20 protein-coding genes are annotated in these 22,498 nt (G+C 65.4%); 16 read left to right on the top strand and 4 right to left on the bottom strand.

Features of this window, described 5'->3' with window-relative positions:
• Window position 1 precedes the first annotated feature (1 nt).
• From J5M86_RS08345 to J5M86_RS08325, 5 genes are all read left to right on the top strand, one after another.
• Window positions 2-2,515, top strand: a complete 2,514-nt coding sequence (locus J5M86_RS08345) for a DEAD/DEAH box helicase family protein (protein WP_188061065.1) — start codon at window positions 2-4, stop codon at window positions 2,513-2,515.
• A gap of 183 nt (window positions 2,516-2,698) precedes the next feature.
• On the top strand, window positions 2,699-6,208 hold the full coding sequence (locus tag J5M86_RS08340) for an NACHT domain-containing NTPase (RefSeq protein ID WP_188061066.1): 3,510 nt from the start codon (window positions 2,699-2,701) through the stop codon (window positions 6,206-6,208).
• Window positions 6,209-6,217: 9 nt separating this feature from the next.
• Window positions 6,218-7,069 (top strand): TIR domain-containing protein, encoded by an 852-nt coding sequence (locus tag J5M86_RS15610; protein WP_371811148.1) that lies wholly within the window; start codon window positions 6,218-6,220, stop codon window positions 7,067-7,069.
• Window positions 7,070-7,128: 59 nt separating this feature from the next.
• Window positions 7,129-7,575, top strand: a complete 447-nt coding sequence (locus J5M86_RS08330; RefSeq protein WP_188061067.1) for a hypothetical protein — start codon at window positions 7,129-7,131, stop codon at window positions 7,573-7,575.
• The gene (locus J5M86_RS08325) at window positions 7,572-8,267 is read left to right on the top strand and encodes a hypothetical protein (RefSeq protein ID WP_188061068.1); all 696 of its coding nucleotides are present in this window, start codon (window positions 7,572-7,574) and stop codon (window positions 8,265-8,267) included. Before J5M86_RS08330 ends, J5M86_RS08325 begins: the two co-directional genes overlap by 4 nt.
• On the opposite strand, the gene J5M86_RS08320 is transcribed toward J5M86_RS08325, so the two are convergent.
• Window positions 8,264-9,022 carry a hypothetical protein gene (locus tag J5M86_RS08320; RefSeq protein ID WP_188061069.1) on the bottom strand — a complete coding sequence of 253 codons (759 nt, stop codon included), beginning with the start codon at window positions 9,020-9,022 and terminating at the stop codon, window positions 8,264-8,266. The genes J5M86_RS08325 and J5M86_RS08320 overlap by 4 nt on opposite strands.
• A 96-nt stretch (window positions 9,023-9,118) precedes the next feature.
• On the opposite strand from J5M86_RS08320, the gene J5M86_RS08315 reads away from it, so the two are divergent.
• Window positions 9,119-9,922, top strand: coding sequence for a hypothetical protein (locus J5M86_RS08315; protein ID WP_208964998.1), 804 nt, complete (start codon window positions 9,119-9,121; stop codon window positions 9,920-9,922).
• Between the two features lie 34 nt (window positions 9,923-9,956).
• Here J5M86_RS08315 and J5M86_RS08310 read toward each other — a convergent pair whose 3' ends face one another.
• The gene (locus tag J5M86_RS08310; RefSeq protein ID WP_188061071.1) at window positions 9,957-10,148 is read right to left on the bottom strand and encodes a hypothetical protein; all 192 of its coding nucleotides are present in this window, start codon (window positions 10,146-10,148) and stop codon (window positions 9,957-9,959) included.
• 79 nt (window positions 10,149-10,227) lie between these two features.
• Here J5M86_RS08310 and J5M86_RS08305 point away from each other — a divergent pair, with 79 nt between their 5' ends.
• From J5M86_RS08305 to J5M86_RS08295, 3 genes are all read left to right on the top strand, one after another.
• Window positions 10,228-10,614 carry a hypothetical protein gene (locus J5M86_RS08305; protein ID WP_188061072.1) on the top strand — a complete coding sequence of 129 codons (387 nt, stop codon included), beginning with the start codon at window positions 10,228-10,230 and terminating at the stop codon, window positions 10,612-10,614.
• A 113-nt stretch (window positions 10,615-10,727) separates the two neighbouring features.
• Window positions 10,728-11,492 (top strand): hypothetical protein, encoded by a 765-nt coding sequence (locus tag J5M86_RS08300; RefSeq protein WP_188061073.1) that lies wholly within the window; start codon window positions 10,728-10,730, stop codon window positions 11,490-11,492.
• A 1-nt stretch (window position 11,493) separates the two neighbouring features.
• Window positions 11,494-12,528, top strand: coding sequence for an ImmA/IrrE family metallo-endopeptidase (locus tag J5M86_RS08295; RefSeq protein ID WP_188061074.1), 1,035 nt, complete (start codon window positions 11,494-11,496; stop codon window positions 12,526-12,528).
• 257 nt (window positions 12,529-12,785) lie between these two features.
• Here the strand turns inward: J5M86_RS08295 and J5M86_RS08290 are convergent, their stop codons facing one another.
• Complete coding sequence (locus tag J5M86_RS08290; RefSeq protein ID WP_244328274.1) at window positions 12,786-13,511, bottom strand: FadR/GntR family transcriptional regulator; 726 nt, start codon at window positions 13,509-13,511, stop codon at window positions 12,786-12,788.
• Between the two features lie 164 nt (window positions 13,512-13,675).
• Here J5M86_RS08290 and J5M86_RS08285 point away from each other — a divergent pair, with 164 nt between their 5' ends.
• From J5M86_RS08285 to J5M86_RS08275, 3 genes are all read left to right on the top strand, one after another.
• Window positions 13,676-15,073 (top strand): GntP family permease, encoded by a 1,398-nt coding sequence (locus J5M86_RS08285; protein WP_188061075.1) that lies wholly within the window; start codon window positions 13,676-13,678, stop codon window positions 15,071-15,073.
• Window positions 15,070-15,591, top strand: a complete 522-nt coding sequence (locus tag J5M86_RS08280; RefSeq protein WP_244328273.1) for a gluconokinase — start codon at window positions 15,070-15,072, stop codon at window positions 15,589-15,591. The genes J5M86_RS08285 and J5M86_RS08280 overlap by 4 nt, the downstream gene beginning before the upstream one ends.
• A 79-nt stretch (window positions 15,592-15,670) precedes the next feature.
• The gene (locus J5M86_RS08275) at window positions 15,671-16,003 is read left to right on the top strand and encodes a cupin domain-containing protein (RefSeq protein ID WP_188061076.1); all 333 of its coding nucleotides are present in this window, start codon (window positions 15,671-15,673) and stop codon (window positions 16,001-16,003) included.
• 6 nt (window positions 16,004-16,009) lie between these two features.
• On the opposite strand, the gene J5M86_RS08270 is transcribed toward J5M86_RS08275, so the two are convergent.
• Complete coding sequence (locus tag J5M86_RS08270) at window positions 16,010-17,860, bottom strand: ABC transporter ATP-binding protein (RefSeq protein WP_188061077.1); 1,851 nt, start codon at window positions 17,858-17,860, stop codon at window positions 16,010-16,012.
• A gap of 81 nt (window positions 17,861-17,941) precedes the next feature.
• On the opposite strand from J5M86_RS08270, the gene J5M86_RS08265 reads away from it, so the two are divergent.
• From J5M86_RS08265 to J5M86_RS08250, 4 genes are all read left to right on the top strand, one after another.
• A complete protein-coding gene (locus J5M86_RS08265) occupies window positions 17,942-18,394 on the top strand; it encodes a MarR family winged helix-turn-helix transcriptional regulator (protein ID WP_188061078.1) in 453 nt (150 codons plus the stop codon).
• 59 nt (window positions 18,395-18,453) lie between these two features.
• Window positions 18,454-18,813 carry an antitoxin gene (locus tag J5M86_RS08260; protein ID WP_188061079.1) on the top strand — a complete coding sequence of 120 codons (360 nt, stop codon included), beginning with the start codon at window positions 18,454-18,456 and terminating at the stop codon, window positions 18,811-18,813.
• Window positions 18,814-18,968: 155 nt separating this feature from the next.
• Window positions 18,969-20,963, top strand: coding sequence for a threonine--tRNA ligase (gene thrS, locus J5M86_RS08255; RefSeq protein ID WP_188061080.1), 1,995 nt, complete (start codon window positions 18,969-18,971; stop codon window positions 20,961-20,963).
• Between the two features lie 169 nt (window positions 20,964-21,132).
• Window positions 21,133-22,494 carry a deoxyribodipyrimidine photo-lyase gene (locus J5M86_RS08250; protein ID WP_188061081.1) on the top strand — a complete coding sequence of 454 codons (1,362 nt, stop codon included), beginning with the start codon at window positions 21,133-21,135 and terminating at the stop codon, window positions 22,492-22,494.
• The last annotated feature ends 4 nt before the right edge of the window (window positions 22,495-22,498 follow it).

Raw genomic sequence — 22,498 nt, 5'->3', positions numbered from 1 at the left:
GATGACTGTGGAGATCACCTACGACGAGACGCTGATCGAGGAGATCGCGGCACGCTTCGACCTGCGCGAACCGAACAAGAACGCGCTGTCCGAGATCGTGCGGCGGATCGCGGAGGGGACCTCGGGGTTCGAGGAGATGATCGCGGACCTCGCCACGGGTGTCGGCAAGACCTTCCTCATGTCGTCGCTGATCGAGTACCTCGCCACTCAGGGGGTGCGGCACGTGCTTGTGGTGACGCCGGGGTCAACGATCCAGCGCAAGACGCTGGCGAACTTCGACGCCGCCTCGGCCAAGTACGTCTCTGGGGCGGACATCGAGCCCTTCATCGTCACGCCGGACAACTTTCAGGCTGCCAACGTGGGGGCCGTGCTGCGCGACCCGAGGCGGCTGAAGGTGTTCGTCTTCAACGTCCAGCAGTTGATCCGACCGACCGACAAGGTGAGCCGCAAGGTCCGGTCTGAGGACGAGAACCTCGGTGACGCCCTCTACTCTCACTTGGAGAGTGCCGACGACCTGTTCGTGATCGCGGATGAGCACCACGTCTACCGCGAGAAGGCCAAGGCGTTCTCTGCGGCGATCCGGGACCTCAACCCCGTGGCGCTGATCGGTCTGACGGCGACCCCGGACAAGGCCGACTACGGCAAGGTCGTCTTTCAGTACACCCTCGGTGAGGCCATCGCTGACGGGCATGTCAAGGTTCCGGTGATCGTCTACCGCAAGGACGGGACCAAGGACGAGCGCACCCAGTTGGCCGACGCCTGTCAGTTGCTGCGGCACAAGGAGGAGTCCTACGCGGTCTACCGCGAGACCAATCCGGATGCGCCTGCGGTCAAGCCGGTCCTGTTCGTGGTCTGCCAGACCATCGAGCACGCCGCCGAGGTGGGGCAGATGCTCGCACAGCCGGGGCTCATCGGAGACGGCTCGCAGGTTCTGGAGATCACCTCGCAGTCCTCCGACGAGGCGCTGGAGGCACTGGCGAAGGTGGAGGAGCCCGACTCTCCGATCCGGGCCATCGTGAGCGTCAACATGCTCCGCGAGGGCTGGGACGTGAAGAACATCGCCGTCATCGTCGCCCTGCGCAAACTGGCCTCCCAGACCCTCACAGAGCAGATTCTTGGTCGAGGACTGCGCCTCCCGTTCGGTGCCCGGACAGGGCTGGCCACGGTGGATCAGGTCGACCTCGTTGCCCACGACTCCTACAAGCAGTTGCTGGACCAGAAGGACGTCCTTCGCCAACGCATCCAACTGCCGTCCTCCTCCGTCGAGGTGGACGATCAGGGCTTCGCCACGACCGCCGAGGTCGATCCCACCAAGCCCCTCGACCCCGGGGCAGACCACCCCGCTGCGGACGACGCCTCGGGAGGTGGAGCGGGCGGCGGCAATGCACCGATGCCCGGACAGTGGTCCCTCTTCGGAGACGAGTCCGACGCGGAGGCGGAGGGCGGCGCGGACGAAGGTGGTGAGGCCGAAACCTCCCCGCTGCTCTTCCAAGAGACGGAGAACCGACTCGTCACGAGTGCGCCGAAGCCGCAGGGACGGGTCAAGGACGCGCCGCAGATCATCTTCCCGCGCCGCGACTCGCTACTGGCGCACGCACCGTTCTCCTTGGCGAACATCCCCGATGGGGACGCCGAGCAGGCCGGGGTCGCCTTCATCAACGAGGTGCCGACGTTCATCTTCCGCGATGCTCTGGAGGCTGAGCGCGTGGGCGCGGATGGCCGGGTGGAGATCAACGTGGCTCCGCAGGCGCATGAGACTGCGCAGCAGACCCTTGAAGGGCTCGATGTCGTCTACGACGATCTCGTGGAGATGATCATGCAGCAGCCCGAGGTGCCGCAGGAGAAGTCGAGCAAGAACGCCTCCAAGCGGCTGGTGCGGGCGTTCTTGAAGGGCGCGGGCGTCCTCAACTCCGGGGAGGCTGACGAGTGGGGTCAGAAGCGCCGGGAGCAAGCCGTGGAGGGCATGCGCCGTCTCATCCGGGACAAGATCGCCAACCGCAAGCAGCAGGTCGAGTACCACTTCACTCCGGTGACACTTCCGTTGGAGCCCGTTGCCGTCCCTGCCGAGACTCTCCAGGCTCACGCACCGGGGAAGTTCCGCAAGAACGTCCCCTACGTGGGCTGGAAGCGCAACGTCATGCCGGTGGCGACCTTCGACGCGGGTTCGACCGAGTTCGAGTTGGCCCGGCTCATGGACCGTGACCCCAACATCAAATGGTGGCTGCGGGTCTACGTCGGCGGTCAGGCGTTCATTCCGACGCCGGAGGGCCGGTACTTCCCGGACTTCATCGCGCTCGATACCAACGGCGTCTTCTGGCTGATCGAGGGCAAGGCGGACGACAACGCCAAGGACGCAGACGTGATCCGCAAGATCGAGGCGGCGCAGGTGTGGGCGCGCGCCGTGCGCGACGAGGAGGACTTTGGGACATGGCGTTACATGTTCGCCACGGAGTCCGACATCAAGCAGGCAGCGGGCTCGTGGAACTCGCTGCTCGTCACCACGAAGCCGGAGTGAGAGTTGGCTGGTTCACGAGGTAGGCAGTCCGACCAAAGCGGCTCGGGGCGCAAGCCCCTGTCCGCCCAGCCCGGACACTCGTGGAAGTACCTCTACGAACGCCTGACGGAGAAGCCCTTCGAGCAACTCTGCGGCGCACTTCTGCGGCAGGAGGACCCCTCGGTCCGGCTCTATCCAGTTGGCATGAGCGACGGTGGCCGGGACGTCACTGCGAAAGGTGTTGACGACGCGTCTGGGGGGACGATCTACCAGGTCAAGTGGACGAAGGACCGCGTGCAGAACCCAGTGACGTGGCTGAAGGCCGCAGTCGACGGTGAGGCCGAGAACATCGAGCGCCTGGTGGCTGAGGGTGCCACGCGGTACGTCCTGATGACCTGTGTGGCAGGTACTGCCGCTCCCGGCAAGGGCACGATGGACAAGTTGGACAAGGAGTTTGAGGCCCTGTCCAAGAAGTTCGGTGTCCCCATGGAACCGCTGTGGCAGGCCGATCTCGACGGGATGGTGGACGCCGCCCCGGATGCCATCAAGTGGTCGTACGCGGACATGCTTGCCGGTCAGGACCTCATTCGCTTCCTCCTCCACGGGTCCGCAGCCGAGGGCAGGGCGGCGGAGATGCGGACGACCTTGCTGCGTGTCATGAAGAATCAGGGCGGTGAAGACTCGAAGGTCAAGTTCAGTCAGGCGGACCTCGACCAGACGCAACTCGCTGACGTCTACGTCGATGTAGAGGCCGAACTTGTGTCCGAACCGAGGGTCGCTGCTGATCTAGTCGTACGTTCCAAACACATGGTTCGGGTAGGAGCGCTGACCTACCTCCTCAACACCGTCATGCCCTACACGGTTGTGCGTGGGGAGCCAGGCCAGGGAAAATCCACACTCGGCCAGTACCTCTGTCAGGTCCACCGATCTCAGGTTCTACCCGACGACGAGATCACTGAGATCGAGGCGGGGGAATATAGAGCGAACGAACCGCGCCTCCCCTTCAGAGTCGATCTTCGGCACTACGCCTCTTGGTTGGAGGGGGACGATCCCTTTGACGATGACCCTCAGGCAAAGACGGGCAAGCGCCGTCACGGGGTTGAGCGGAGCCTCGAACACTTCTTGGCTGACTACTGTCGCTACTACAGCGGTGGACGGTCAGTCACCGTAGAGCAGGTGCAGGACCTGCTGGACAGGTATCCCACCCTCCTCGTACTGGATGGGTTGGACGAGGTGGGTGACCAACGCCTGCGGGCTCACGTTGTCAGCGAGATCGACAGACTCGCGAGGCAACTCAGGAGATCGACGCGAACCTGGACTCAGGTGTTGGTCACCACGCGGCCCAATTCGTCGTCACAGCCAGAGCCGACTACTGACCTCTTCGAGTACGTCCGCCTACGTGCGATGAGCCCACACATGCAGACGTCCTATCTGGGCAAGTGGGCGGCGGTTAACGGTCTGTCTCCGTCGCAGCGACGCAAACTCAAACGGGTCTTCGTTGGCAGGACGGCAGAAGAACACATCGCTCAACTGAGCGCCAACCCAATGCACCTGACGATCCTGCTCTATCTCATCAACAAGCGCGGCGAGGCGATCCCCTCTGCGCGGACCGCGATCTACAGCGCCTACATGGACGCGCTCATGGATCGGGAGATCGAACGCGACCAGATCGACAAGGACGATGTAGACCGCGTTCACGAGACCACCTCATGGCTCGGGTGGCGGATGCACTCTGGTGTCGAGACCGACCCTTCGCTGGGCAAACTCCCGCTGAAGCGCATCCGCGCCGAACTCTTTTCCTACCTGCAAGAGGTCGAAGGTCCGGAGCACCTCCTCGACAAGTTGTTCACGGCCTCGGCAGATCGCTTCTGGGCACTAACTAGCAAAGAGGGCGAGACCTACGAGTTCGCAGTCCAGCCAGTACGGGAATACTTCGCGGCTCGATACCTAGCCAAGTACGCCGGGATGTTGACCACTCCCGTGCTGAAGAGCGAACTTCTCGCCCACCTCGTCCAGCGCCCGTACTGGCTGAACACGACCCTCTTTTACGCGGGCTTTGCCGATCCGAACGAGATCAGCGGACTTGTTCTCGGACTGGAAGGGGCGCTCGAAGATGGGCGACATCCCCTTCAAGTGCGAGTGGCACTGTGGGCACTGCTACGCGATGGTGTCTTCTCCCCAGTTAGCAGGTCTCAGAGGAAGGCGATTGGTCTCCTCACGGACAACCTGAGCCTTCGGCTGATGAGTCCGGCCCGGCAACCGGAGCAGTTCCCCGGACTGCCCGAGGGCCTCTCCGCCTCCGAGTTGGCGGGGGCGCTCAACGATGTCGTGCGGACGGACTACCTCGAATCAGAGGTGCGCGCGAGACTCGCTGCGCGGTTCCTGGCCGAAGCCGCTCCCGGAGACAAGCAACTTGAGGAGTGGATTAACCAGACGCTGGCGTCGGCTGAGGTAGCCGAGGAAGCACTGCTGCACGTGGGAGCAGCGCACCCCGGTGTCCGCCTAACTTCGGCTCGAATCGACGCACTGGCTCTACAAACGCCGCAAGCACGGCGTGCCGCACTCGCCTTGGGTGTGGTTCCTAAGTTCGGCTCGGATCAGGACGATGCACTACTGCGCGCAGTTCTCTCGGGTGAGGGTTCCGACATCGTGACGACGAGTGCGTCGCATGGCGGAAGCCTGCTTCGCGCGGTGCGCCCCCATCGCTTCATCGACTTGGCCAAGACCGCTGAGCAGAACCGCTTCATTCTGCCGACTGCTCACCTGGAGGACTCCACGGCGGATGAGAAATCCCGGCAGGCAGTCTTCAGCAGACTGAAGGGTTGGGACGCCAGGTACGACCGAGTGATGCGCTCGACCCTGTTCAGGAAGGGACAGAAGGACTCGACCGCGCCGTGGCAGGACACCGCACGCGAGATTGCGGCGATCCACGGACCGTGCTGGCTGGCGACCGAGATCGCGCTTATCGGGGTCGCCACCGGCTCGGTCAGGACAGGAGGTTCGTTCGATCCCAACAAGCCCGCGCTCGGACCGTCGATGGATTACGGCGTCTACGTCCAGACGTTGCGGCAGCGCCAGGACGTCCCGTGGTGGCGCGACCAGGCCACGGCATGCACCGACAACCACAGCAAGATGGCGTGGATCGGAGGCTTGCTGGTCAGCGGAGACGACACCACGGTCAAGGACCTCATCGCGATGCTGGAGACCTTCGTAGCGGCGCTCACCGAGGACGAGCACCTCGGCTTGCTCAACGGGCTCAGTCGGATCAGCGCAAGCGGCCTCGGACGGCGGATGTCGCCGGAACTGCTGGCAGCCGCCGAGAGCCAGCGCCTTGTTGCGGCCTTCCTGCTCTTCACCGTCGACACCCAGAAGCACGACCGTATTGACCAACTCGACCTTGCAGTGTTGCAAGCCCTTACGTCCTTTGGCGCGGCATCATGGCCTGCCCATCGAGCACTGACGGAGAGGCTCCTCGACGACCGGACGGACGAGTGCCTGAAGGCCGTCAGCACGTGTGGCCCCGACGCGGTGGTGGTGGTTCCCGACAAGAGGCCACATGGGTTCCCCGACCAACACGTGGACGCGATCCTTCGTGACCCTCTGTCATACCCATATGCCTGGGTGGCTGCCGCCGAGCGCTGGCGCTCACGCGCGCACGCCGAGGAGCCCCTCGGGCAGGTCGGAGTCTCGGAAGGCTGGCTTCCGGACGTCTAGGTCGGCCCGATGTACGAGCAAGGCGGACCTGTCGGTGTCGCGTGCGAAGGTGAACACCAGAACATCGACAGTCAGGAGTCTCACGTGCCCACCCCACGTATGCCGTCCCAGTCTCAGATCAGGTCCCAGATGCGCGCCGCCCAACGCAAGGTTGAGCAACAGATCAAGTCGGAAGTCCGCAAGGCGGAGCGTCAGTTCGAGCGGGACCTCAACGCAGCGCAGCGCAAGGCTGAAAGCGAGGCCAAGGCCCAGGACCGCCGCAACCAGCAGGCCGTCAAGCGCGAGGTCGACAAGTGGGCGAGGGACACGAACCGAAAGTTGCAGTCTGGAGCCACACGGTCGCGGCCCGCAGTGACGTACCGACCCGCCGAGGAGCGCACCCTTGGACCCGTCGCGCGAGAGGCAGAACGGCAGTCTGTCGAGCACCCTGAGCGGCGCGACGTCTTTCTCTGTCACGCCTGGGGAGACCGACAAGGTGCGGCTATGGACCTCCACGACCTGCTCGAAGGGTTCGGCGTCAGCGTCTGGTTCTCGGAGAAGGACGTGGCCCTCGGGACCTCACTCGTCCGCGAGATCGACAAGGGGCTGCGCATGTCCCGCATCGGCGTCGTGTTGGCCACCCCCGAGATGCTGAGGAGCCTCTCAGCGGAAGGCATCGCGGAGAAGGAGTTGTCGGCCCTGCTGGCGACCGACCGAGTGATCCCGGTCGTCCACGGCATCACCTACGAGGCCCTCCGTGACGAGAGCCCGCTACTGGCGTCCCGCAGTGGACTCAGCACCGAGGAGGACTCTCTGGAGCAGGTGGCCGTCAAGATCGCCAACGCCGTCAGCCCTGAGGAAGGTCAAGGCGCGCCCGCTTAACCACACTCACGGCCTCACGTGCGCCACGGTTGCCGCCCCTGCCGAGTAGCCTCGCCCGCATGAAGCCGTGGCCGTGGGAAGGGACCGTCCAGGACGTCTTCGCCGCCATGCTGATCCGCCATGACTGGGAAGTCGAGTCCCTGGCCGACACCGCGAGCAAGGCGCGTGGCGTCGATGTCTTGGCACGTCGCGGGGAACGGCTGCTCGGTGCCGAGGTCAAGGGCTACCCATCGACAGGCTACGAAGACCCGGCTCGCGCCCATGAGACCAAGCGCAGCAGCCCGGGCGGGCAGGCGCGGACTTGGTTTGCCAAGGGGGTGCTGGCGGCCCTCATGTTGAGGGAGAAGCAGCCTGAGCGAGAGTCCCTGCTGGTGCTGCCCGACACTCGGCGCTACCGCGACCTCCTCGATGCCACCACGACCGGACTGGAGGCCGCTCAGGTTCACGTCGTCCTCCTTCGGGAGGACTGCACCTACGACTGCCCGACCTGGAATGTGGACGCATGAAGCCCATCGCGCCCGGTGCCATCTCGGCAGCGGCTGAAGCGTTCCTGCGCCCTGAAGCCGACCCTCTGCCGTCCCGACGTCGGGAGCGCTCGTGGGACCTGTGCGTCTCCCACTTCCGGGAGCACCCGAGACCGACCGAGGTCATGGAGACCTCGTGTTTGCACCTGGGCTACTACCTCGCCTCGTGGGGCATGTTGCGCGGCTCGTCCTTCCTGTTCCGGGAGACCAACCTCCTGCACTACCAAGGTGTCATCGAGGTCATTGAGAAGCACGACCCGAGTCTGCGTGGCTGGGACGTGCCGGACTACCTCGACCCTGTGAAGTACGAGCACTTCTCACTGGCTTGGACTGACCTGTATAAGGCGTTGCTGCCCGAAGGCGGTCAGGGGCTGACACTCATCTCGAAGGTCATGATGGGCGTCTGGGGCTGTCTTCCGTCCTTCGACACGTTCTTCGTGGCCACCTTCAAGGGCCTGTCCGAAACACGGGCTGAGCGTGGGGCGTGGAACAGAGCCGGAAGGGACGCCCTGGGCATGCTGCACGACGTCTATGACCAGCACGCGGACGAGATCGAGCACGTGCGGGTTTGCTACCCGGTGTGGGACTTCGCTTCTGGAGGGCCGAGTGAGCGGCGCATGACGAGGGCCAAGGTGCTGGACATCTATGGTTTCCACGAGTCCTGGAAGGGTTAGCCGAGTTCGGGCCTGTCGCTCGCCTCTGAGCGCCACCGCTCCAGTGCTCCGGGCCCGAGCCGCTCGCTGGGCCGCTTGCGGACGCCACGAGCAACCTCCAGCGCGACCTCCCGGAACCGCATGGCCTGACTGCCCTTCCAACCAGCCCGCAGCGCGGCGGAGAAGAGGCGCTCGGGGTCGAAGCGGTGACCACCGTTGTGCAGGAGCAGCAGGCCGTCCGTCACTCGACCTCCGTCGCGGGAGTCGTACATCGTCTTGCCGCCGAAGGTGATGCTCGTGAAGGACTCCATCGCCTTGGCCACCACCGGGTCCTCGATCAGCGGCTCCGGAACCGCGATCTGAGGTCCCGCCAGGCACTCCGGCTCGAACGCCTCGATCCAGCGGACGTGCGGGTGATCGTCAAGGATGTCGAAGTCCTCGTCGTTTCGCGGGTCGTAGGCTCCGGCGAGACACATCGGGTGAGCGAAGGGTTCGACGTCGATCACGTCGTCCAGCGTGGTGAAGCCCACCGCGACCAGCGGCCCGGCGAAGTGCCTTGGCCCGGAGCCGCCCCGGCTGCGAGGACGATCCGCCACCACCTCGATTCCGGCCTTGCGTAGCCGGGGTTCCCAGCCCTCCGGGAGCGAGTCTCGGTGAGCGCACCAGAGCGTGATGTGCTGATCGTCCTCGGCCTGATCCTGAGCCCACTTCAGGGCAGTCACGAGGTCCCGCTCGCGGTCGGTGCCGGAGTGCAAGGAGGTGTAGGCGCGCTTCATGGGGATGAGCCTGACAGGAGGGTCTGACAGGCCGGTCGGTCAGCGTTGAGCGAGCCGTCCAGGTAGGCTCCCGGCACTACCGTTGGGAGGCGGGCAATGGCGCTTCATCCCCTGCAAAGGCCACTGGACAACTTGGTGGACTACCTGGCAGATGCGAGACGTCTGCATGAGGTAGCCGCGATGTCGCTGGAGCAGCAGGCGGCTGAGAGACGGAAGAACGGGAAGCCCACTGGCGCCGGTCCTCCGACTGTGCGTCACAAGTCTCTGAACCGTGCAGTTGTCGTCGCGTCTGTGGGTGCGATGGAAGCGTTCTTCGAGGACCTGGCTCTGACGGCGGTCGATCTGACGCCCGGTCTGGCGCAGCCCGAGGACTGGTTCCACATCGAGACAAAGGGCAGTAGGGCAGGAATGATTCAGACGCCGAGTCCCTACAACGTCCGTAAAATGCTCTGGGTCTTCTTTCGGTACGACCCGCGCAGTGATTGGGACATCACGGTCAGCGTCAGCCCGGCTGAAACCACCTCTGGGCACGGGAGCACGTGGCGCGTCGCGCTACAGCAGGTTGCTGGTCCGGACGCTGCCAAGTTCCTTCATGCGATGGTCAAGGTGCGGCATGGATTCGCCCATCAAGACCATGCTCAACCGCCGCCACATGAACCTGGGATCGTCAACCGCACCCCGACGGGGAAGGTCGCCGTGCACAGCCACCATGCGGCCAACTCCATGTCAGCCCTCGTGCAGGTCGCGATCCAGTCGGCCCATGGCCTCAGCAATGAACTGGACCTCGCGGGGACGTTTCGTTGGTCCAAGAAGATGGACGAGGCCGACTGGGAATGGCTCCTCAAAGGAACGCAGGCCGCGAGTCTCGTAGCCAGCCATTGGCGAGGGCACCCGTTCTGAGGCGAGGTGCTGCGCATTGTGCCCCGCGCGTGGATCATCGTGCGCTGACCCACCTCTCCTCCAACAGCACGGTCGCCACGGCGTACTCCGTCCTGTCTCGGTCGAGTGTGGGAACGATCTGGGCGAGGCTCTCGGCAGCATCTCTACCCACCTCAAACGCTCTCTCGATCAGGGCCTGCTGCGACGGGTCGGCGGGCATGCTGGCGGGGCTAGTCTGCTCTCTCATGCGCCTGGACTGTAGCCAGGTGGAGTGGCAAGGGCTCGGGGGAGTGCCCCCACCGCTTCTGTCAGTGATATCTGGTGAAATGGCCTTCATGACCGGGGGAGTAAAGATCGACCCAGAGACCGGGGACGTGTACCGCGTCTCGCCCAAGACCTCGGTCAACGGCGACAAGCATGGCTCGAATGGACGCCCGTGCGCAGTGGTCGAGACGAGCAAGCGGGCCGTTCACACCTTGACCCGGACCACGAATCCGGAGAAGACCGCGCGAACCTTGCGCTCGGCCAAGAACGACGCCATCGGCCTGACCAAGGAGGGGTACTGGACCGACGTGAACCAGCGCCCGGTGCCTCGGTCGGCTTTGGCAAAGGAAGCGCTCTGCCGCTACCTTGGAAGGCTGCCCGAAGACGAGACCCGCGCGCTGGGGTCGTTCTGGGCGACGACTCTCATGCTTGGACGGAAGAACTTCTGATGTTGATGGATGCCCTGGGTTCCCCGTTGCGGTTGCCCGCAACTGGCGATGGGCCGCGTCCGGGCGTAGGAGATGCGTGGGTGGTGAGCGCAGACGGTCAGGACCGAGGACTCGTGCTCGTCGCAGCCACCCGAGAGATGCACATCCTTGCGTGGCCTCTGACCAACCCCTCAGGCGATGCGGCGGCACCCGCCTTCACGGTCGACATCCCAAGCATCGGCAGCATGGTCGGCTGGCCCGATGCCGAGTTCGGACTCTCCATGGCAGCCCTTGATCGGCGGCTGGGCCGTGTCTTGGATGACCGCACGATGCGGGAAATCCGCTGGGCGGTGACCGAGGGCGAGACAGACGCCGAGGTCTCGTGGTGCCCTTCAATCGAGAGCACTGAGGCCGAGGCCGCGTTCGAGGCGGTGTGCTGGCAAGCATGGGACCTCGGGGACTGGGCCTGGCCAAGCGCCAGCCCCGGGGTCGGTGTCTTCAGCCAAGAGTTGCTCGAAGAGCGCGGCCTTGAAGTTGAGCACCTCGCGGAGGTCTGGGCAGTCAAGCCGGGGCGGGCCTCAGCACTCGCCCGTGGGGTGAAGGTGCCGACGCAGGAGGAGGTCGACGCCGTGCTGGGCCTACTGCCTCCGGGCCTTGGGCCAGAAGACGTACTCACCCCGGTCGCGGACGATGGTGCCCAAGTGATCGCCCTGCCGACCTACAAGCACGACGTGGTGACCTTGATGGGGCAAATGGGGACGACGGAGCAGCGGGCTCGGACCTCCCTGTGGGAACGCTCCGGTCAGGCTGCTCGGCAGGTTTCGCACGCTGAGCCTTCCGAAGCCGCCCAGGCGCGCGTGCAGTTCGCTCTGGAGCAACTCCTGGAAGAGACACGGTGAGATGGCACTCCCGCAGGAGCGCAGCGCCGCCGAGTGGTCCAGCCAGACACTGGTCTCACAGGCAAGCACTCACCTGCGCGAGGTACTGAGCGCCTCGTATCCGCACGTAGCGGCACGGGCCAGCGCCGATCCACAAGGTGCGCTCGCGCTCGTCCCGGGAGTGCAGGTCCGCTGGACCCACGAGCGCCCGAAGGGTGCTTGCGACTTGGGTGGTGCCTACGACGGCGACAGCGAGCCGCCTACGATCACCGTGCGCCGCGTCGGGAACGAGAAGCGCAACAACTTCACCGCCCTGCACGAGGTGGGGCACCACCTTCTCTACAGCGACGAGGACTGGCAATACCGGGTGCTCCCGACCTTGGGGGACAAGGCGCGGATGGTGGAGGAGAAGATCGTCAACGACTTCGCCGCCACGCTGCTCGTCCCCGACGCTGTGGTGCAAGAGCACCTCGGCGCAGGAGTGACCGCAGCCGGTCTCTGCGAGATGGTGTCCTTGACGGAGGCGTCCGCGACCACCTGCTGCATCGCGGCCCTCAACCTTCCGGGGGAGCGGCTGGTCATGCTGGCCGATGTCGAGGGACGCATCTGGTACTCGGACTCGAACGGAATGCCCTACAACCCCGGCAAGCGGATCACGCAGCCTTCTCTGGCGACAGCGGCGGACCGGGCCCTGGAGGATGGTCAACACACCCTCGTCGGCGGAGAAGGAATCCGCTATTCGAAGGGCTGGGCCGACACGGACGTCCGGATCGACGTCGCACTCCACGAGGGCCTCGTGATCGCCGTCGCGACATCCACACGCCCCGACAGCCGCACCCGCCTGAGTTCGGACTGGCGTGAGGAGTGCGCCGCGTGCGGGGAGTACTTCGCGGCGGACACCTCATCCGGGCAGTGCGCCACTTGCGGGGACTGGAAGTGCCCGGAGTGCCGTGGCTGTGAGTGCTCGAACTCGAAGGCCGTGGTCTGCACCCGGTGCTTCGTGGCGCTCTCCGTGGTCGAAGTCGGGAAGGGACTGACGGTCCACGAGGACTGTTGACCAGCGGCGCTGCGCGGGCCATGGACAAAAGTGCCCGATCCTTAGGGACCTACCCCCACCGGGCAAGGTGCGTTTCCGCAGGTCAGGGAGTTGTGGGAACTTCACACCAAAGCACTTCGGACCGGACACGCTTCTCGTCCGGTCCGAAGTGCTTTAGCGTGAAGGGTGCTCGAACCCCGTGGTGGGCCCCCGCTAGGAGCGAAGCGAGTAGTAGGGGATCGAGTCCCTTTACATCCACCAAAGCACTTCGGACCGGATCAGGCGCCGAAGGCGTCCAGCACCTCGGTCGTGATGGCGACCATCGCATCTCTCGCGGCACCCGCGTCGCCCCGCCAGATCGCGTCCGCGACCGCCTCGTGGGCGGCGAGTGCTTCGGGCTTGGGTTGCTGCGGCATCAGCGAGAGTTCGGTGCGCGCGACGAGCACCACTTCGACCAGGTCGGCCATCGCGGTGAAGAGTTCGTTGCCGCTGGAGGCGAGGATCGCCCGGTGCATCGTGATGTCGAGTTCCATGAACTCCTCCAACTGGCCCGCTTCGCCGAGCGTGCGCATGCGAGCAGCCAACGGTGGCAGCATCGCCCGCGTCTCGACGTCTGCCAGATCGGCTGCGGCTGCGGCTGCGGCGGGTTCGACGACATGACGTAGCTGGGTGAGGTCGTGCAACTGCCTCGGGCGGTCTTCGGATCGCAGTCGCCAGTCGATGAGCGTGGGGTGCAGGAAGTTCCAGGCTGCACGCTGTTGCACCACTATGCCGACCCGGCGTCGGGCAACGACCAGGTGCAGGGTTTCTAGCTCGCGCAGCACCTCACGCGCGACGGTGCGGGAGACGTCGAATCGGCGTTGAATGTCGTCCAAAGTCATGCCTGAATCAGCGGCCAGTCGACCCTCGATGATCTCGATGCCCAGGTCGCGAGCCGGCCCTCGGTGCATCGGGGCCGGTCGGGTCGGACGATCGCTCGTCGACTGCTCACCCGTGGCGCTCATCGATGAATTCCCTTCTGCTGTCTGTTCGCTGGACGTGCCTCGAACCTACGCGGTGTTGAGGTCGCTCGGACGTCGAGCAGCAAAAATACTCTTAATGCTTGTAAAAGTAATATGAATCACATTAGAGTCCATCCCACCTACTCACCGCTGCCGGAGGACCACTGATGCTCCTGACCGCCGAAGAGGTGCAACCCGCGTACAGCCCGGGTGTGCTTCTGCTCATTGCCGCCGCAGCAGTCGCAGTGCTGCTGGTGCTGATCATGCGTTTCAAACTGCACGCCTTCGTCGCCCTCGTGCTCGTCAGCTTCCTGACCGCACTCGCGACCAAGGTGCCGTTCAAGGACGTCGTGCCGACGCTGCTCGACGGGTTCGGCAGCACACTGGCAAGCGTCGCTCTGCTCGTTGGATTCGGCGCCATGATCGGGCGGCTGCTGGAGGTGACCGGCGGCGCCCAGGTGCTCGCCGACACCTTGATCGCTCGCTTCGGTGAACAACGTGCGCCGCTGGCTCTCGGCGTTGCTTCGCTGCTGTTCGGCTTCCCGATCTTCTTTGACGCCGGTCTGGTCGTCATGCTGCCGATCATCTTCTCGGTGGCCCGACGATTCGGCGGCAGCGTCCTCACCTACGCACTGCCCGCCGCGGGTGCCTTCGCGGTGATGCACGCCTTCGTGCCGCCGCACCCCGGCCCGGTCGCCGCTGGCGACCTGCTCGGCGCCGACCTCGGTCTGGTGCTGGTGATGGGTCTGCTCATCGGCCTGCCCACGTGGTACCTCTCCTCCTACCTGTTCGGTCTGTGGGCCGGTAAGCAGCTGCACATTCCGGTGCCGGCACTGCTCGCGGGTGCGGACGTCGAGGAAGGCAAGGGCGGTGGCGAGAAGCCGAGCTTCGGCCTGGTGATGTTCGTGCTGCTGCTGCCCCTGGTGTTGATCTTCATGAACACCGGCTTGAACACCTTGGCCACCAATGGCACCGTCGACGGCGACGCCACCTGGGTGCAGGTGCTGCGGATGTTCGGCCAGACACCGATCGCGTTGCTCATCACGGTCATCACGGCGATGATCGTGCTCGGCATGGGCCGCCGGTCGAAGGCCGACATCGAGGAGGTCGTCAACGGTGCGCTGGGGCCGGTCTGCGCGATCATCCTGATCACCGGTGCCGGTGGCATGTTCGGTGGTGTGTTGCGAGCCAGCGGAATCGGCAAAGCGCTGGCAGGTTCGCTGGAGTCGACCGGCCTGCCCGTGATCATTGCGGCTTTCGTGGTGGCTACCGCCCTGCGCGTCGCCCAAGGTTCGGCCACGGTCGCCCTCACCACGACTGCCGGCCTGATGGCGCCGACCGTCGCGGCAACCAGCGGCCTCTCCTCGATCGACCTCGCGTGCATCGTCATCGCGATCGCCTGTGGCGCCACCGTGCTCTCCCACGTCAACGACTCCGGCTTCTGGCTCGTCGGTAGGTTCCTCGGCATGGACGAGAAGACCACCCTTCGCACGTGGACGGTGATGGAGACGCTCATCGGCGTGGTCGGGTTCATCTTCGCTGCAACCGTCAGCGGGGTGCTGTGAGCGGCGCAGGTGCCGGTGTGCGGCACGCGGTGCTCATGGGTGTCTCCGGGAGTGGCAAGACCACTGTCGCGATGGGCGCCGCCCAAGAGCTGCACTGGGAGTTCGGCGAAGCCGACCTGTTCCACCCGGAAGCCAATGTGGAGAAGATGCGCTCGGGCATTCCGTTGGACGACGACGACCGCCGTCCGTGGCTGGAGACCCTCGCTCAGTGGATCGCAGATCACGACGCAGCCGGCACCCCGACGGTGCTCGCCTGTTCAGCGTTGCGCCGCAGCTACCGCGACCTGCTGCGCAGCAGTGGGGCCGATGTCGTGTTCGTCCACCTTGCCGGTTCCAAGGAGTTGATCAGTGAGCGCATGCTCGCCCGACAGGGCCACTTCATGCCGGAGAAGCTGCTCGACTCGCAGTTCGAGACCCTTGAACAACTACAGGACGACGAGCAGGGCGTGACCCTCGACCTGGTGCACGCCCCGGCTGAGTTGGTCGAACAGACGGTGGCCTACCTGCGCGCCGACTGATCCACATCGGCTTCAGATCAGCATGGCCCGGGACGTTCGTCCCGGGCCATGCTGCATGTGCGTGGTCCACCATGGGGTGATGGAACCGGTGCGACTCAGTGACATCTATCCCTCCGAGCGCGAGCGCGCGCAGCAATCGAGCAGCGGCCGCAGCGCCAAGACCCTCAAGGGCGGCGCGGGGCAGGTGCTGGGTCAAGTGCTGCTCACCCTGGAAGCCGGCGGCGAACTGGCCGACCACAACAACCCGGGTGAGGCGACGTTGCTGGTGCTGTCCGGGGACGTGACGCTCGGCTGGGCGGACGGCTCGGTGCGCCTGGCCGAAGGGGAGTACGCCGTCATCCCGCAGGAGCGGCACCGTGTCGATGCCCATACCGACAGCGTCGTACTGCTCTCGATTGCGCGCACCGGCTGAGCATGGTCAGGCAGCGCTCGCGGTGAGTTGGGCGTCCCACAGGGCGGCATAACGACCGCCGCGCAGCAGCAGTTGCTCATGGCTACCTTGTTCGACGATGCGCCCTTGGTCGAGCACCACGATGAGCTCTGCATCCCGCACGGTCGACAGGCGGTGGGCGATGGTGAGCGTCGTGCGTCCGATCCGTGCGTTGTCGAGTGCGCGTTGCACGGCGCGCTCGGTGGTGTTGTCGAGGGCAGATGTCGCTTCGTCGAGCACCAAGATCTTCGGGTCTCGAAGAATGGTGCGCGCCAACGCGATTCGCTGCTTCTCGCCACCGGAGAAGCGGTAACCCCGAGTGCCGACCACGGTGTCGCAGCCGTCGGGCAGTGACGAGATGAGGTCGTGCACCTGGGCGGCCCGCGCGGCACGGATGATCTGCTCGTCGCTCGCGTCGGGTACGGCGTAACGCAGGTTGTCGGCGACCGAAGCGTGCAGCAGGTAACTCTCCTGGCTCACGACACCGACCAGGTCGGCGATGGTCTGCAGCGGGAGGGTGCGCAGGTCGTGTCCGTCGATGCTCACAGCGCCGCTGGTCGGGTCTTGGAGCCGGGAGATCAGGGAGGCCAACGTCGACTTGCCGGAGCCGGTCGCGCCGACGATTGCGACGGTGGCACCGGCCGGCACGGCGAGGGTGATGTCGTCCAGAGCTGATCGATCGGCGTCGTCATAGGTGACGGTGACGTGGTCGAAGCGGAGCTCACCGCGAGCGGTGGACGTGTCGAGATCAGCTGGTTCGGCGGGTTCGTCGATATCGACGGGCAGATCGAGATATTCGAAGATGCGGCTGAAGAGCGCCATCGAGGTCACTACCTGGGCGCCGACGTTGAGCACACCCATCAGGGGACGGAAGAGTTGGCTCTGCAGGGCGACAAACGCCACGAGGGTGCCGATCGTCATGCCGCCGCTGGTGGCCGGAAGCCCAGCAGCCAGGTAGATCATCGCCGGGATCGCCGCGAAGACGATGGCCATCGTGCCCATCCGCCAGCGTCCGGCCAGTTGTGACTGCACTTCCAGTTCCGTGAGCGTGCCGGACGAACCTTCGAAGCGTTGCGAGAGGGCCGGGCCGGAGCCGAGCGTCTTGGCCAGCACCACACCGTTGATCGACAGCGACTCCTCGATCTGGGTCTGCATGTCGGCGAGCGTGCGCTGCGCCCGGCTCTGGATCTTCTTGCGCTGCAGGGCAACTCGCCGGGTGAGGTAGATGGCGGGCGGCAGCACGAGCAGGCTGAGCAGCGAGAGGCGCCACGACAGGAAGGCCATGGCGGTGGCGGTGCCGACGGCGGTCGTGACGTTGGAGGCGATGGAGGTTGCGGAGTCGGTGACCACCGACTGCATGGCGTTGATGTCGTTCGTGACGCGTGACTGCACCTCGCCGCTGCGGGTGCGGGTGAAGAAGGAGAGCGGCATGCGCTGCAGATGGGCGAACAAGCGCGTCCGGAGATCGTGCATGACGCGTTGCCCGATGAGGGTGGTGATCCACGTCTGGAGCACGCCGAGCACCTGGGTGAGGACGGTGATCGCCAGCATGGCGCCGACCAGGGTGAGCAGCAGTGCGACGTTCTGGTGGGGGATGGCGTCGTCGATGAGGTGCTTGACCAGGAACGGGGAAGCCAAGCTGATCAGTGAGGTGATGACGATGAGCGCGACGACCAGCGCGAGGCGGAACCGGTAGGGCCGGAAGAGCGCTGTGATGCGGGGCAGCGGTACGGGATGTTCGTCGAGTTGGGCGATGTCTCCGGCGCTCTTGCGAGCGACGCGTCCGCCGGGGCCGCCTCCGCCTGGCGGACGACCGGTTGCGAGGGGAGCGGCTGTCATAGTGGGCTCCTTTCGTCGGGAATGAATGATGTTGAAGTTACCTCAACATGTTGTAACCGCCCTAGTTGCTACTCTGTTCCCATGTTCGACGAGCCGCTGGACGACGCCTCCCTGCGCCAACTTGTGCTACGGGTGGCGCGGCACTCCCGGCGTCGCTGGCTGGCCGATCTCGAACCGTTCGGACTGAGTCCGCACCTGGCTAGGGCGCTCGAAGTGATTGCCAGACAGGGCGATTCGGGCCTGCGTGGAGCCGACGTCGCAGTGCTGCTGCGCATCTCGGCACGTTCGGCGACGGAGGTCGTCGATGCCCTGAGTGAGCGGGGGCTGGTCGAACGCACACCGAGCCCCTCGGACCGGCGGGCCAAGGTGATCACCCTCACACCCGCTGGCGTCGACCTCTGGACGGAGTTGAAGCGCTCGCGCGACGTGCGCGACGACGTGATGTTCGAGGCGCTGACCGATGCCCAACAACAGGAGTTGCGAGCTCTGCTGCTGGTGGTGCTGCGAGAGCAGGAGTTGGGAACAGCCCACTGACCGGCTCTGTTTGGCAAGGTTGGAACCAGGAAGTAGCTGGCCACAACCAGGAGGACGACATGAACAATGCCGACCAGGCAAAGGATCTGTTCGCGAAGGCCAAGAAGGCCGCCGTCGAAGGCGTCGACAAGGTCAAGAAGGCCGCCGCGGAAAACCCCGACAAGGTGCGCGGTGGCATCGACAAGGTGGCCGGCGCCGCCAACTCGGTGACCAAGGGCAAGTACGCCGACAAGATCCAGGACGCCAGCAACAAGGTGGAGGACGCCGTGCAGAAGACGGCGGCGAAGCCGACGCCGGGCGCCGAAGGCACCACCGGCACGACTGGCACCTACGGCGCTGAATCGGGTCGCAAGCCCGGTCACGTGCCCGACCCGGTGGACGAGCCGGGCCCGATCGACCCGCCCGCGCCGATTCGCTGACTTTGCGACGAGACCCCGGACACCACACGGTGGCCGGGGTCTCGTCGTCCCTGGCTCCATCGTCAACGGATCGCCGGGAAACGGGTTCGTGGGATGGGCGGTGTGGCCGATACGCTGGGCGGCGTTCGTTTTTCCCGCATTCATAAGGAGTAACAGTGTCCAGCCAGATCACCGTGTCAGTCGCCGGAAGCGAGCGAGCGGTGGACCAGGGCACTACCGGCTCCGATCTGTTCGGGAACGACAAGACGGTCGTCGCCATGCGGGTCGACGGGGAACTGCAGGACCTCTTCCGCGAGGTGCCCGAGGGTGCCGTGGTCGAAGCGGTCGACCTCTCCCAGCAGGACGGCCTCGACATCCTGCGTCACTCCGCCGCGCACGTGTTGGCCCAAGCCGTCCAGCAGATCAACCCCGACGCCAAGCTCGGTATCGGCCCGCCGATCACCGACGGTTTCTACTACGACTTCGACGTCGAGACGCCGTTCACGCCGGACGACCTGAAGGCCTTGGAGAAGGCCATGCAGAAGATCGTCAACGAGGGCCAGACCTTTTCCCGCCGTGTTGTCAGCGACGACGAGGCACGCGCCGAGTTGGCGGGCGAGCCGTTCAAGCTCGAGTTGATCGGGCTGAAGGGCAATGCTGCTGAAGAGGCCGAGGGTGCGGGCGCCGAGGTGGGCGCCGGTGAGCTCACGATCTACGACAACGTGCGCCGTGACGGTGAGCGTGCATGGGGTGACCTGTGCCGGGGCCCGCACGTGCCGTCAACCAAGGTGCTCGGCAACGCCTTCAAGCTGATGCGCGTCGCCGCTGCGTACTGGCGCGGCAGCGAGAAGAACCCGCAGTTGCAGCGTGTCTACGGCACGGCTTGGCCGTCCAAGGACGAGCTCAAGGGTTACCTCGACCGGCTCGCCGAGGCCGAACGCCGCGACCACCGCAAGTTGGGCCGTGAACTCGACCTCTACTCCTTCCCCGAGGAGCTCGGCCCCGGTTTGGTGGTCTTCCATCCCAGGGGCGGGGTCATCAAGCGGGAGATGGAGGACTACGTCCGCCGTCGCCACATCGAGGAAGGCTTCGAGTACGTCGGCACGCCGCACATCACCAAGGAGGGGTTGTTCCACACCTCCGGGCACCTGCCGTACTACTCCGAGACGATGTACCCGGCGATGGAGGTCGAGGGTGCGGCGTACCGCCTGAAGGCGATGAGCTGCCCGATGCACAACCTCATCTACCAGTCGCGCCAGCGGTCCTACCGTGAGTTGCCGCTGCGGCTCTTCGAATTCGGGGGCGTCTACCGCTACGAGAAGTCGGGCGTCGTCGGTGGCCTGACCCGCGTGCGCGGGCTGACGCAGGACGACTCGCACTCCTACGTCATGCCTGAGCAGGCAGCCGCCGAGATCAAGCACCTGCTCGACTTCTGCCTCGGGCTCTTCCGCGACTTCGGACTGAACGACTTCTACTTGGAACTCTCCACACGGGACGACTCCAAGAAGGACAAGTTCGTCGGCACCGATGAGCAGTGGGCGACGGCGACGGCCGTGCTGGAGCGAGTGGCCACCGAATCCGGTCTTGACCTCGTGCCCGACCCGGGTGGCGCGGCGTTCTACGGTCCGAAGATCTCGGTGCAGGCCAAGGACGCGATCGGTCGCACCTGGCAGATGTCGACGGTGCAGTACGACTTCGGTCAACCTTCCGGATTCGGTCTGGAGTACGTCGCGGCTGATGGTTCGCGCCAGCAGCCGGTGATGATCCACTCGGCGAAGTTCGGCTCGATCGAGCGGTTCATCGGTGTGTTGGTGGAGCACTACGCGGGTGCGTTCCCGGTGTGGCTGTCGCCGGTGCAGGTGCTCGGTGTGCCGGTCGCCGACGAGTTCGCCGATTACCTCGACGACGTGTTGAAGCAGATGAAGGCCAAGGGAATTCGCGTCGAGCTCGACGAGACCGACGACCGCTTCCCGAAGAAGATCCGCAACGCGTCCAAGGCAAAGGTGCCCTTCGTGCTCATCGCCGGAGGTGACGACCGTGACGCCGGTGCGGTGTCGTTCCGGTACCGCGACGGCTCGCAGCGCAACGGCGTGCCGGTCGACCAGGCGATCGAGGAGATCCTGGCCAGCATCGAGTCGAAGGCGCAGGTCACCACGGCACCGACCGCCTGACCCCGGGCTGGGGAACCAACCCACAGGACGGTCCGTTGTCGGTTCGTAGCCGCTGATCGAACGGGTTGTGCCCGGGAGCCAGCGGCTGCACCACGATTTGGGCCAATTCGTCTATTAGCGTGGTGCCGTGACCAATCGACCTGCGTCGTTATACCCGATCGGCTGAAGCGTGCCGACTTTATTGTGGTTGCGACGTGATCTGCGTCGTCGAGACCTTCCCGCATTGCTCGCTGCTCATGAAGCCAGCGACGGCGAGGTGGCTGTTGTCTTCGTCGTCGACCCTGCGCTGTGGGAGGGTGCTGGGCCGGTGCGCCGGGCGTGGCTTGCCCGCTCGGTGCAGGCGGCGCGCGAGGCGTACGACGGACGGCTGACGGTGCTGCACGGTGCGCCGATCGAGGTCATTCCACGGGTGGCCGCCGCCATCGGTGCATCCTCGGTGCACGTGTCGAGAGAGACCACACCCGCCGGTGCTCGCCGCGACAAACGGGTGGCAAATGCTCTGCAGGACAACGGAATCGAATGGGTCGAGACCGGGACGCCGTACGCGATCGGCCCGGGCATCCTGACCACCGGAGCAGGCACCGGCTACAAGGTGTTCACCCCCTTCGCCCGAGCGTGGCGCGAACACGGTGCACCGTCACCGGCGCCTGATGTCGACGCCACGTGGTTGGAAATGGACGACGACCGTCACGCGATGAAGGCGCTGGAGGCGGCGGTTGCCGCCGACGATCTGCCGCAGTTGCCTGACGCCGGCGAGGCTGCCGCATGGCAGCGCTGGACCGACTTCCGTGATGAAGCGGTCGAGACCTACCCGACCGACCGCGACCGCGCCGATCGGGCCGGCACCTCGGGCCTCAGCCCGTACCTGAAGGTAGGGGCGATCCACCCGCGGTCGATCCTTGCCGACCTGGCGGGGGAGCACGGCGACGGAGCGGAGAAGTTCGTCACCGAACTGGCCTGGCGCGAGTTCTACGCCGACGTCCTCTGGCGCGCTCCGCGCAGTGCCTGGCACGACCTCACGCACTCCCTCGACGGCATGAGCTACGAGCAGCCGGGCCCGCTCTTCGAGCAGTGGACGCAGGGCCGCACCGGCTTCCCGTTCGTGGACGCCGGCATGCGGCAGTTGCTGGCCACCGGGTGGATGCACAACCGCGTCCGCATGGTCACCGCGAGTTTCCTCACCAAAGACCTCCACATCTGGTGGCCGCACGGTGCCCGCTACTTCCTCGACCGGCTGATCGACGGCGACGTGGCCTCCAACAACCACGGCTGGCAGTGGGTGGCCGGCACCGGCACGGACGCCTCGCCCTATTTCCGGGTCTTCAACCCGATCACGCAGGGCAGGAAATTCGACCCTGACGGTGATTACGTGCGTCGCTGGATCCCGGAGCTACGGCATGTTCCGGGTGCCAAGGTGCACGAACCGTGGAAGCACGCTGATGGCTACGCGCACGGCTATCCCGAGCCGATCGTCGACCACGCTGAAGAACGCCGGATTGCGTTGGATCGTTACGAAGCGGCTCGCAGCTGAGCAT

It is taken from the genome of Yimella sp. cx-51 (genome assembly GCF_017654605.1).
In the GTDB taxonomy this organism is placed as follows: Bacteria; Actinomycetota; Actinomycetes; order Actinomycetales; family Dermatophilaceae; genus Yimella.
Note: the sequence above shows the minus strand (reverse complement) of the source record. Positions and strands in the feature narration are given on the sequence as shown.

What these genes read in the sequence shown, in the direction of transcription:
- J5M86_RS08345 (WP_188061065.1), top strand. Translation starts at nt 2, where the DNA reads ATGACTGTGGAGATCACCTACGACGAGACGCTGATCGAGGAGATCGCG.
- J5M86_RS08340 (WP_188061066.1), top strand. Translation starts at nt 2,699, where the DNA reads ATGAGCGACGGTGGCCGGGACGTCACTGCGAAAGGTGTTGACGACGCG.
- J5M86_RS15610 (WP_371811148.1), top strand. Translation starts at nt 6,218, where the DNA reads ATGTACGAGCAAGGCGGACCTGTCGGTGTCGCGTGCGAAGGTGAACAC.
- J5M86_RS08330 (WP_188061067.1), top strand. Translation starts at nt 7,129, where the DNA reads ATGAAGCCGTGGCCGTGGGAAGGGACCGTCCAGGACGTCTTCGCCGCC.
- J5M86_RS08325 (WP_188061068.1), top strand. Translation starts at nt 7,572, where the DNA reads ATGAAGCCCATCGCGCCCGGTGCCATCTCGGCAGCGGCTGAAGCGTTC.
- J5M86_RS08320 (WP_188061069.1), bottom strand. Translation starts at nt 9,022, where the DNA reads ATGAAGCGCGCCTACACCTCCTTGCACTCCGGCACCGACCGCGAGCGG.
- J5M86_RS08315 (WP_208964998.1), top strand. Translation starts at nt 9,119, where the DNA reads ATGGCGCTTCATCCCCTGCAAAGGCCACTGGACAACTTGGTGGACTAC.
- J5M86_RS08310 (WP_188061071.1), bottom strand. Translation starts at nt 10,148, where the DNA reads ATGAGAGAGCAGACTAGCCCCGCCAGCATGCCCGCCGACCCGTCGCAG.
- J5M86_RS08305 (WP_188061072.1), top strand. Translation starts at nt 10,228, where the DNA reads ATGGCCTTCATGACCGGGGGAGTAAAGATCGACCCAGAGACCGGGGAC.
- J5M86_RS08295 (WP_188061074.1), top strand. Translation starts at nt 11,494, where the DNA reads ATGGCACTCCCGCAGGAGCGCAGCGCCGCCGAGTGGTCCAGCCAGACA.
- J5M86_RS08290 (WP_244328274.1), bottom strand. Translation starts at nt 13,511, where the DNA reads ATGAGCGCCACGGGTGAGCAGTCGACGAGCGATCGTCCGACCCGACCG.
- J5M86_RS08285 (WP_188061075.1), top strand. Translation starts at nt 13,676, where the DNA reads ATGCTCCTGACCGCCGAAGAGGTGCAACCCGCGTACAGCCCGGGTGTG.
- J5M86_RS08275 (WP_188061076.1), top strand. Translation starts at nt 15,671, where the DNA reads ATGGAACCGGTGCGACTCAGTGACATCTATCCCTCCGAGCGCGAGCGC.
- J5M86_RS08270 (WP_188061077.1), bottom strand. Translation starts at nt 17,860, where the DNA reads ATGACAGCCGCTCCCCTCGCAACCGGTCGTCCGCCAGGCGGAGGCGGC.
- J5M86_RS08265 (WP_188061078.1), top strand. Translation starts at nt 17,942, where the DNA reads ATGTTCGACGAGCCGCTGGACGACGCCTCCCTGCGCCAACTTGTGCTA.
- J5M86_RS08260 (WP_188061079.1), top strand. Translation starts at nt 18,454, where the DNA reads ATGAACAATGCCGACCAGGCAAAGGATCTGTTCGCGAAGGCCAAGAAG.